The 9,532-nt window shown below is 45.5% G+C and carries 9 protein-coding genes; 2 read left to right on the forward strand and 7 right to left on the reverse strand.

Features of this window, described 5'->3' with window-relative positions; all coding sequences use genetic code 11:
* Window positions 1–142: 142 nt before the first annotated feature.
* Window positions 143–1,720, forward strand: coding sequence for a membrane-bound lytic murein transglycosylase MltF (gene mltF / locus AK966_RS06425; protein WP_119463742.1), 1,578 nt, complete (start codon window positions 143–145; stop codon window positions 1,718–1,720).
* 466 nt (window positions 1,721–2,186) lie between these two features.
* On the opposite strand, the gene tadA is transcribed toward mltF, so the two are convergent.
* The 6 genes from tadA to AK966_RS06460 all read right to left on the reverse strand — a co-directional run bounded on the left by tadA (window position 2,187) and on the right by AK966_RS06460 (window position 7,519).
* A complete protein-coding gene (gene tadA, locus AK966_RS06435) occupies window positions 2,187–2,720 on the reverse strand; it encodes a tRNA adenosine(34) deaminase TadA (RefSeq protein ID WP_099081111.1) in 534 nt (177 codons plus the stop codon).
* A 152-nt stretch (window positions 2,721–2,872) separates the two neighbouring features.
* Window positions 2,873–4,432, reverse strand: coding sequence for an AbgT family transporter (locus tag AK966_RS06440; RefSeq protein WP_099081112.1), 1,560 nt, complete (start codon window positions 4,430–4,432; stop codon window positions 2,873–2,875).
* Window positions 4,433–4,724: 292 nt separating this feature from the next.
* The gene (locus AK966_RS06445; protein WP_119463743.1) at window positions 4,725–5,135 is read right to left on the reverse strand and encodes a prepilin-type N-terminal cleavage/methylation domain-containing protein; all 411 of its coding nucleotides are present in this window, start codon (window positions 5,133–5,135) and stop codon (window positions 4,725–4,727) included.
* Window positions 5,110–6,366 carry a hypothetical protein gene (locus AK966_RS06450; RefSeq protein WP_119463744.1) on the reverse strand — a complete coding sequence of 419 codons (1,257 nt, stop codon included), beginning with the start codon at window positions 6,364–6,366 and terminating at the stop codon, window positions 5,110–5,112. Before AK966_RS06450 ends, AK966_RS06445 begins: the two co-directional genes overlap by 26 nt.
* The gene (locus AK966_RS06455; RefSeq protein ID WP_119463745.1) at window positions 6,366–6,992 is read right to left on the reverse strand and encodes a PilW family protein; all 627 of its coding nucleotides are present in this window, start codon (window positions 6,990–6,992) and stop codon (window positions 6,366–6,368) included. The genes AK966_RS06450 and AK966_RS06455 overlap by 1 nt, the downstream gene beginning before the upstream one ends.
* A gap of 11 nt (window positions 6,993–7,003) precedes the next feature.
* On the reverse strand, window positions 7,004–7,519 hold the full coding sequence (locus AK966_RS06460) for a GspH/FimT family pseudopilin (RefSeq protein ID WP_182852597.1): 516 nt from the start codon (window positions 7,517–7,519) through the stop codon (window positions 7,004–7,006).
* A 103-nt stretch (window positions 7,520–7,622) separates the two neighbouring features.
* Between AK966_RS06460 and AK966_RS06465 the strand changes: the two genes are divergently transcribed.
* Window positions 7,623–8,057 (forward strand): type IV pilin protein, encoded by a 435-nt coding sequence (locus AK966_RS06465; protein ID WP_119463747.1) that lies wholly within the window; start codon window positions 7,623–7,625, stop codon window positions 8,055–8,057.
* Between the two features lie 87 nt (window positions 8,058–8,144).
* Here AK966_RS06465 and dnaJ read toward each other — a convergent pair whose 3' ends face one another.
* Complete coding sequence (gene dnaJ, locus AK966_RS06470; protein WP_119463748.1) at window positions 8,145–9,305, reverse strand: molecular chaperone DnaJ; 1,161 nt, start codon at window positions 9,303–9,305, stop codon at window positions 8,145–8,147.
* Window positions 9,306–9,532: the final 227 nt, after the last annotated feature.

Consider the following 9,532-nt stretch of genomic DNA (forward strand, 5'->3'; position numbering starts at 1 on the left):
GCGTTTTTTTATGTCAAATTTGAATTACAGCAGAAATGTCGATAAATCAGACAATGTCGCACTCTATCTGTCTGATTCTCTTTGCCCCACCAGCGCGCTTTGATATAAAGGCACTAGAAATTTATCGAGACGTACCGAATTAATGCAAATAAGTCAGCTCAACCGATTCAAGCGCAGCGCCCTGCTTTTCGCTTCTGTGCTTTTACTTTCTGCCTGCCAGATTGAGTCGGAACCCAAAAATGAATTCGAGCAAATCCAAGAGCGTGGAGTCCTACGTGTTGGCACGCTAAATAATCAACTCTCCTACTATATTGGCCCTGATGGTCCAGCGGGCTTGGACTACGAACTGGCTCGCAAGTTTGCTGAGCAACTCGGTGTAAAACTGGAGATCAAACCCGCATTCCGCCAAGCTGAGCTTTTCCCTGCACTAAAAAAAGGCGATATCGATATCATCACGACAGGTCTCAACCAAACATCTCAAGCGGTACAACGATTCCGTCCTGGCCCGGCTTACTACTATGTCAGTCAACAAGTGGTGTATAAGAAAGGTCAGCTTCGCCCACGCCATATCCATCAGTTGATCGACTACCAATCGACCAAGGACAACAATTCCGAAGAAGACTCAACCACTGGTGTTGAAACCCTTAAGATTATTGAGCAATCTCAATACGTTCCGACACTTACCTCACTACAGAAAGCACACCCGGATCTGCAATTTGAGATCGTCGGTAATGCCGATACCCGAGACCTACTCAAACAGGTATCCACTGGCGAACTGCGCTTCACCGTCACAGACTCCGTCGAACTGTCCTTAGCGCAACGTTTGTACCCTGATTTGGCGCTCGCGTTTGAACTGACTGAAGACCAACCCGTGTCTTGGTTTACTCGTCGCTCTGAAGATGAAAGCTTGTACGCTATGTTGATCGAGTTTTTCGGCAACATTAAACAATCTGGTGAGCTAGCGACACTAGAAGAGAAGTACATTGGTCATATTGAAGCCTTCGATTACGTCGACACTCGTGCCTTTATTCGTGCTTTGGATAATACTCTGCCGAAATGGGCCCCGCTGTTTCAAAAATACGGTGAAGAGTTTGACTGGCGCTTGATTGCTGCATTGGCATACCAAGAGTCACACTGGAAGCCTAAAGCGAAGTCGCCAACTGGTGTGCGTGGCATGATGATGCTAACCCTACCAACAGCGAAAAGTGTCGGTGTGACCGATCGTCTCGACCCAGAGCAATCGGTACGTGGTGGTGTGGAATACCTGCGTCAGATTGTAAATCGTGTTCCAGATAGCATTAATGAACATGAGAAAATTTGGTTTGCGCTGGCATCTTATAACGTGGGTTACGGCCATATGATGGATGCGCGACGCCTAACCAAGACACAAGGCGGCGATCCCAATGCGTGGGCCGATGTGAAAGAGCGGCTGCCTTTACTTCGTCAAAAACGTTTCTACAGCCAAACTCGTTACGGTTACGCCCGGGGTGACGAAGCACGTAATTATGTCGAGAATATTCGTCGTTACTACCAGTCAATCATTGGCCATGTAAGCCAAAAACCTTCAATTGAAGAAGGCACTGACGACTTGCAAGTGATTCCACCTCTTAATCCTGATCTGTTAATGTCAAGTGCCGTGGATACCTTCGCGGGTCAAGTATCAGGAGCGGAGGAAACAAAAGCAGAGTCCGAAGAAAAGCTCAAATCCGTTCCAGAATAAACCTTTCAAAAATAGCGAGCATTTTGCTCGCTATTTTTTTGTTGAGTCCACGATAGAAACTTTCTAGAATTCGACCTTTCGAGCTCATTTCCCCTGTATAACTATTTAGCCATAGTACTAAATACCGGAATGAGAAGCTCAATTGGTCACCCTCTACCCGCTCTGACGTCACCCTCATCCATGTGCGTGCATCACAAGAATGTCATCTATTGGTCATGAATCGGGCGCTGCGTAATGTGAGTGTCGGAGAGTGTGTTCGTTGTCTGTAAGAGGTTCTGGTTATGAGAAAACGCAGAGTTCTGTCAAAACGTTTAAATAAGACCGTGGCGGCAAACCGCCGTAAGCGCAAGCTCACGTGTATGAAAAAGAAAATCAATGCGCGTACCCGGGTTTTCATTCACCTAGTGAATCTGTGATAACTTGAAGTAAACCTCTATCCGTTAGAGGTTTACTAGCATTCCTTTCTCTATTCATCGTTCAATTGTGGCCCATTCTCCAACGCATTTTGCATTTGTTTCTTTGCTTTGATTTCTTTTCGACGACGTTTAAAAAACGCTTGCAACTGAGTTCGGCACTCTTCTTCCAGTAACCCGCTTTCTACCGTCGCATAATGATAAGCCGCTTGGCTTTCAAACAGGTTCAGTACGGTTCCAGCTGCGCCCGCTTTGAGATCCGGTGCACCATACACCACACGCTTAACTCGACTGTGCAGCAACGCACCCGCACACATAGGGCACGGCTCTAACGTCACGTACAACGTGGTATCAAGTAAGCGATAATTTTGTAACGTCTCACCAGCTTTACGTAATGTCTGAATCTCAGCATGCGCAGTCGCATCATGGGCACAAATAGAACGATTCCAGCCCTCCGCAATGATCTCACCATCTTTAACTAAAACAGCGCCAACAGGTACCTCCCCCTCCGCTTCAGCTTGCTCAGCAAGCGCCATAGCCCGGCGCATAAACAATTCATCTTGAGAAGTAAAAGAAAGGTCAGACAAAGGAACTCCAGAGAAAATAACGATTCATCGAACAAAGATAGTATCACTAACTTCTGTGTTGCTACAGAAGAAGCCATCGTCATTTTCAGGGTGATAAAAGCAAAAAAAGCGCAGGCCCCTCGACCTGCGCTTTTCAATTTGTTGGATAGCAATTACATCGTGTAAGTGTAAGGTGCTTGAATACCTAGAGGAATGCCTAGCATCCAGTAAGCCACTAGGAAAATAGACCAACCAATCAGCATTGCAATCGAGAATGGCATCATTAGAGACGCTAGTGTACCGATACCTGTCGACTTCACGTAACGTTGACAGTAAACCACCACTAGAGGGAAGAATACCATCAGAGGTGAAATGATGTTCGATACAGAGTCACCGACACGGTATGCCGCTTGAGATAGCTCAGGAGAAATACCTACCGCCATTAGCATTGGCACTAGGATTGGACCAATTAGTGCCCACTTCGCTGATGCAGAACCAATTAGCAGGTTCACAGAAGCCGTTAGAAGAATCATACCGATGATAGTCGCTTCACCTGGTAAATTCATCGCTTTCAGACCTTCCGCACCGTATAGCGCTAGCATCGTACCGATGTTTGATTGCGCGAATGCAGATAGGAACTGTGCACAGAAGAACGACATAACAATGTACGCACCCATTGTAGACATGGTATCTGCCATCGCTTTGATGATGTCGTTGCTTGTCTTAAACGTACCAGAAACTTTACCGTATACGTAACCTGGAATGATGAATAGGATGAAGATCAACGGAACGATAGATCGCATTACAGGCGCAGAAAACGCAGTGATCTCACCTTCCGGTGAACGCAGTGCAGAGTTTTCTGGGATAAGCGCAACAACAAGTAGTGCGATACCTGCCATCATTGCCCAACCAGCGTAACGGAACGCTTTAGACTCAAGCTCAGTGAAAGTACCTAGATCTGGTGCTTTCTCTGCATCTTCGTCAACTGGCGTATTCGCTAGACGAGGTTCGATGATTTTCTCTGTTACGTACCAACCGATAGCAACGATGATTACTGAAGATAGACCTGTAAAGAAGATGTTTGCTAGTGGGTTGACTACGTACTCAGGATCAAGAATCTGTGCCGCTGTTTGTGTAAAACCTGCAAGTAGCGGATCGATACCTGAAGGGATGAAGTTTGCAGAGAACCCCCCTGATACACCTGCGAACGCTGCTGCGATACCCGCTAGAGGGTGACGACCTGCTGCGTGGAAGATAATACCACCTAGAGGAATAACCAGAACGTAGCCCGCATCCGCCGCCGTGTGCGATACGATTGCGACAAGAATTAGCATTGGAGTAAGAAGTTTTGCTGGTGTGAAGTTCAGCATCTTCTTAAGACCTGTGGTGATGAAGCCAGAAGAATCGGCAACACCAACACCGAGCATCGCTACAAGAACGATACCTAGTGGCGCAAAGCCAGTGAACGTCGTCACCATGTTAGCAAGGAAATTTGCTAGAGCTTCACCGGTTAGAAGGTTAGTGATAGTAAGAGCTTCGCCAGTTCGAGGGTTTAAAAGGTCGAAAGAAACATTCGACAAAAGTGCAGACGCAGCCCAAGTAATGATTAGTGCCCAGAAGAACAGAATCGCAGGATCAGGGATTTTGTTACCTGCTCGCTCGATAAAGTTCAGGAAACGGTCCATCCCGCTCGGCTTTGGTGACGGTGTTTTATTGACAGCTTGGTTACTCATGGTAACTCCATTATGAATGATGTTGGTGCCATGGCCTATTTGAATAATTATAACGGCCTATTTTCAACTGGGCATTTTATTCAATCATGACAAAGAAAGCACAAGGTTCTACGATTTTTTCCATATTTGGAGACATATTTTGCAAAAACGCCATATCAATTAAACATAAAAAAAACAGTAGCACACCATCAAAATTAACAGTTCGCAAACCCATTATTAACCAGCACATTTATCGATAAAAATCATCAATGCTTATGACAAAAATCATTTACTAACCAGTCATTCCCTCAGGTTAGTTTATAAATTCACTGTATCGAGAGATCATTGTTTTCAATTCAACCGATTGCGTCTCTCCCGTTCGGTCTTGCCAGCTTGATGTGATGGTAATGGTTTTTAACGAGCCTGAGACTGTCGCCGCAGGCACATCCCATTGCACAGTATAGTTACCAATAACAGAAGATCCTGTCGAGATGGAAGCAAAACTAGCGGTAGAAATCGTTGAGAGCGCAGCGGATGCCCCGCGGGTACGAAACCACTCAAGTTGATTTTCCGCTAAACGCAACGCCTCCATACTTTGGATGGCATAATCAGACTTGCGTTCCATGTAAATTTGCAATTTCGTTAACCCCAAAGCCCCAACGCCAAGCAGAAGAAAAGAAATCAATATTTCGATTAGGCTAAAGCCCTGCTGTTTGGAGATCATTCCAAGATCCCTTTTTCCATTGAACTTTCTTGTGATCATTTGGTACAGATGCCGAATCAAACTCTAGATTAACCGCCGCTCCAAAAACACTTAAGCCTCCTACGGTATCAAAAACATATCCGCCAACCGGTTTAAATGATCCTCCAGAAAAAAATGTTAGCTTTGCTTTTTCCGTAGCAGAAAGAATCCCTATGTGGGCAGTACCAGAAACTTCAGATGTCCATCTTGATGTCATATCACCGACCGATGAAGTGAAAAGGTGATAGACAGTCCCAGGAAAAGAGCCTGATCCGAAAACCGACAATAACCCATTTTCGACTACAAGAAGTTTTGGCCTTGCTGTTGCACTAACACCAAGACCACTCTCAAGATCACAATCACCTACAACCCAAACTGCATCGCTCGTTGCAAAAGCCGCAGTGATTTTATCAGCACAGGTTTGTGTTGCCCCCGAGTTGCTTGCCACACTACCGTCAATGACCACAAAACCATTTTTAACCTCCGTTAGCTGATCTCTAGGATAGCCAAAGAATGCTGCAAATGGATCGAGCTTAGAGTCATGAATAAAATCATGCTCAAACATCTTTTCATCACCAATATAATCTGCATCATCACCGGTGACTTTCACTTGATAGTCGTTTATACCACCAGAATCATCACAATTGGGATCTCCTAAAACACATAACCCTGCACGAGCAGTGTTGGTCATGTGAGTTGAACTGCACGTTTTTCCTAAAGGTTTCGTCGTAACAAAAGTTCCCTCCATCGCCACTGAGGTCATAAATTGAACAGATACACACGTATCAGGGGCGACAAATTCAGGGGTAAAAAGATAAGAACCCATTAATTTCAAATCAGAGCGTGCTTGAATAGCCCCGGTGGGCCTGCCAATAACTTCAATACTTTTTAACACCTTAGCTCGGTTATTTACGTTCGAAGATAACTCATAAAACTTAGGGTCTATCAATGACTGAGTTGCAATAACAGTACTTTGTGAACAGTTAGAGTAGTCTTGCAAATTAGGTGCTACTGATAAATCAGCTTTATTTATTGCATAAGCACACTCCAATCCCCCTTCCGCGCGCCAATGCTCTTGCCTAGCTTCAATCTGATTATTGGCTCTCTTGATTTGATAAAAGAGCGATTTATAACTGCCGAGTGACATCATCAGTGCAGCGACAAGCAATACACTGACAACCAATAATGCTGCAGCACCTTGTTGTGTTCTCATTACTGCCAGTTCCTTTGCTTCACCGTAAACGACTGCTCTGTATTTACACCTGTAGCCCCTACTAGCTCCGTTTCCAATGTAATCGTCACCAACGCACTTTCAGCCTGAGTATTTTTCAACGTTTCTTCAGCAAGATCAAACCGGTTAACGTGGATCGTTTTCTTATCAAAAAGCCTGTTACATGAGCCAGTACCAGACAACGCGATTACTTCACTAACATCCCATATCAACGCTTGCTTTCTTTCACAAACAAACAGTGATTCCGGCGTGATGCTCCTCTGCTCATAAACCACGCTCTTATAGAGCGGTGCAGCACCAGAAAAACCTACATGATAAGCGTAAGCGACCAGCCCTCTATCGCTGTCATTAATGGTGTAAATCGTATTGCTTGCACCCGAGATTTTGACTGAATTACCGCCCTTGCCATCAAATCCAGCTCGCTGAATATCACTTCTTAACATCTGTAACACGCTCATGGTATTTTGTAATAACATCAACTCCTTAGCTCTCTCCATCGCCATTTTCTGCCCACCGATATAAAGAGAACCAACGATGGCGAGAGACACAAGCCCCAGAGAAGATGCAATCATAAATTCAACAAGACTCGCGCCTTTCTGATTAAACATGTTCCTCCTCCTTAGGAGCACGTTGAATAACCGAAGAACTCGGTATTGTTGTTATCGCTACACACTCGGACACGAGCAGACAAAGTGTGAGTGATTAGCTTTAACGCTTTAGAAGATTCACCAACGGGGTAAAAGCGAATGTTGCCGGAAGACGGGCGGCCATGAACATCGTCAAAGCTGATTTGATCGGACGCATAGCTAGGATCGACGACAATATCGCTGTATGGCTCTCCCGAAAACGACAATAAAACCGTACCCGCCCCCTCAGCTCCGTTATCCGTGAGTTCAATTCGCCAATCACCGTTACTTGATGAACCTCCTGACATAATGACATGTGCCCAAAGCCTTTCACGGCGCAAAACCGCTTTCGATTTCCCTAGAATAACAAAACCATGCAACTCACTCGCTAAGCGCTGCATTTTGTTGGTTTCAAGAATATTTTGAAAAGAGGGTGCTGCCGCAGTCAACAAAACACTCACCACTGCAATGGTGATCAGAAGCTCTAACAACGTAAACCCGCGAAGCATTTCCCAAATTCCTATGTAAACGGCAAGAGGGCCGTAATTCATCTTGCGCTTATGCTATCACCTAAGAAAAATAGGCGAGTAAGTGAAAAGGAAACTACTCGTCATGATTCGAATATCTGGTTGCAACGGATACAACAGACAACTTAAAGGGATGACATTGATCGAATTACTGCTCGCTGTGGTGATTATTGGGATCATTGCAGCGGTCGCCTATCCGTCTTACACAAAGCACACACTGAAGTCACATCGGATTGTGGCCTTAAGTGATCTTAGCCGTATTCAACTGATGCTAGAGAGTTCTTATAACGGTGATTATGACTGGAGTGGGGTCATCTCTGGAGGGAGCTGCACGATTTGCGATTCCGATACAGACCGCTTCTCATTTTCTGTAACAAGCTCTGCAACAGCAGCTTACACAATTGCGGCTACGGCTAAATCTGATCGTGGACAAGATAGCGACAGCTGCTTTACTGGCCAAGACAAAAAAATAACGATCACTTCAACCAATATTGAATCGCCAAGCGATTGTTGGAACTAAAATGTCGTTGCTTAAATAGATAAACCAATAAACATAAAAAAGCCCACATAACTGCGGGCTTCTTATTAAATTCAACTTAGTCAGCAATTAGCTAGTTAGGTCATCAAAGAACTTCTTTACGCCATTGAAAAAGCCTTCTGACTTCGGCTTATGCTTAGTTGCCGCATCACCACCACAAGACTCTTCAAATTCACGTAGCAGTTCTTTTTGACGAGAACTTAGGTTCACTGGCGTTTCTACCACTAGCTTGACGATCAAATCGCCTACACCGCCACTGCGGACACCTTTCACGCCTTTACCGCGCATACGGAACATACGACCTGTTTGCGTTTCTGTTGGCACTTTCAGGTTCACACGGCCATCTAGTGTCGGAACTTCTACTTCACCACCTAATGCCGCCATTGCAAAGCTCACAGGAACTTCACAGTACAGGTTATTGCCGTCACGCTCAAAGATATGGTGCTCTTTCACGTGAACTTGTACATACAAATCACCGGCTGGTGCGCCCATTTCCCCAGCTTCGCCTTCGCCAGACAGACGAATACGGTCACCCGTATCCACACCCGCAGGGATCTTAACGTTAAGTGTTTTGGTTTTATGCTTGCGGCCTTGACCATGACATTCATTACATGGGTCTTTGATGATCTTTCCTTTACCATGACAGGTAGGACAGGTCTGCTGTACAGCAAAGAAACCTTGGCGCATCTGTACTTGACCGTGGCCATGACAGGTACCACACGTCTCAGCGGTTGAGCCCTTCTTCGCGCCGCTACCATCACAAGTATCACAATGAACCAACGTTGGTACTTCGATCTCTTTAGATACCCCACGAACGGCTTCTTCTAAAGACAGTTCCATGTTGTAACGTAGGTCCGCACCACGCTGAGCTCGCTGCTGACCACCGCCACGACGGCCACCACCAAAAATATCACCAAATACATCGCCGAAGATATCGCCGAAGTCAGCGCTGCCGCCACCAAAGCCGCCACCAAAGCCGCCACCGCCGAAGCCGCCACCACCCTGTTCAAAAGCCGCATGACCATATTGATCATAAGCCGCTTTCTTTTGCGGGCTGGTCAGAACTTCGTACGCTTCTTTTACTTCTTTAAACTTATCCGCAGCAGAATCATCACCCTGATTACGGTCTGGGTGGTATTTCATCGCTAGACGCTTGTACGCCTTTTTGATATCGCGCTCAGAGGCATCACGGCTTACGCCTAATACTTCGTAAAAATCACGTTTTGACATGTTCTTCGTCACCAATTAATTACTGCAAACGGCATCGATTCACCGCTTGGTGTTTGTATCATTCTAGGTAAGTGCACTTATCGCAAAATACTTAACTAGAAAGACAGTATTGACAAACAGACGGGCGTAAGAGTTACCCCAAACGCCCGCATATACAAGTCTTATCGACACTAGGCGACCTAGACAGCCTAGTTAACAAGGTTTATTTCTTGTCGTCTTTAACTTCT

Source organism: Vibrio sp. PID23_8 (assembly GCF_003584965.1).
Taxonomy (GTDB): domain Bacteria; phylum Pseudomonadota; class Gammaproteobacteria; order Enterobacterales; family Vibrionaceae; genus Vibrio.

What these genes read in the sequence shown, in the direction of transcription:
- mltF (WP_119463742.1), top strand. Translation starts at nt 143, where the DNA reads ATGCAAATAAGTCAGCTCAACCGATTCAAGCGCAGCGCCCTGCTTTTC.
- AK966_RS06440 (WP_099081112.1), bottom strand. Translation starts at nt 4,432, where the DNA reads ATGAGTAACCAAGCTGTCAATAAAACACCGTCACCAAAGCCGAGCGGG.
- AK966_RS06445 (WP_119463743.1), bottom strand. Translation starts at nt 5,135, where the DNA reads ATGATCTCCAAACAGCAGGGCTTTAGCCTAATCGAAATATTGATTTCT.
- AK966_RS06450 (WP_119463744.1), bottom strand. Translation starts at nt 6,366, where the DNA reads ATGAGAACACAACAAGGTGCTGCAGCATTATTGGTTGTCAGTGTATTG.
- AK966_RS06455 (WP_119463745.1), bottom strand. Translation starts at nt 6,992, where the DNA reads ATGTTTAATCAGAAAGGCGCGAGTCTTGTTGAATTTATGATTGCATCT.
- AK966_RS06460 (WP_182852597.1), bottom strand. Translation starts at nt 7,519, where the DNA reads ATGCTTCGCGGGTTTACGTTGTTAGAGCTTCTGATCACCATTGCAGTG.
- AK966_RS06465 (WP_119463747.1), top strand. Translation starts at nt 7,623, where the DNA reads ATGATTCGAATATCTGGTTGCAACGGATACAACAGACAACTTAAAGGG.
- dnaJ (WP_119463748.1), bottom strand. Translation starts at nt 9,305, where the DNA reads ATGTCAAAACGTGATTTTTACGAAGTATTAGGCGTAAGCCGTGATGCC.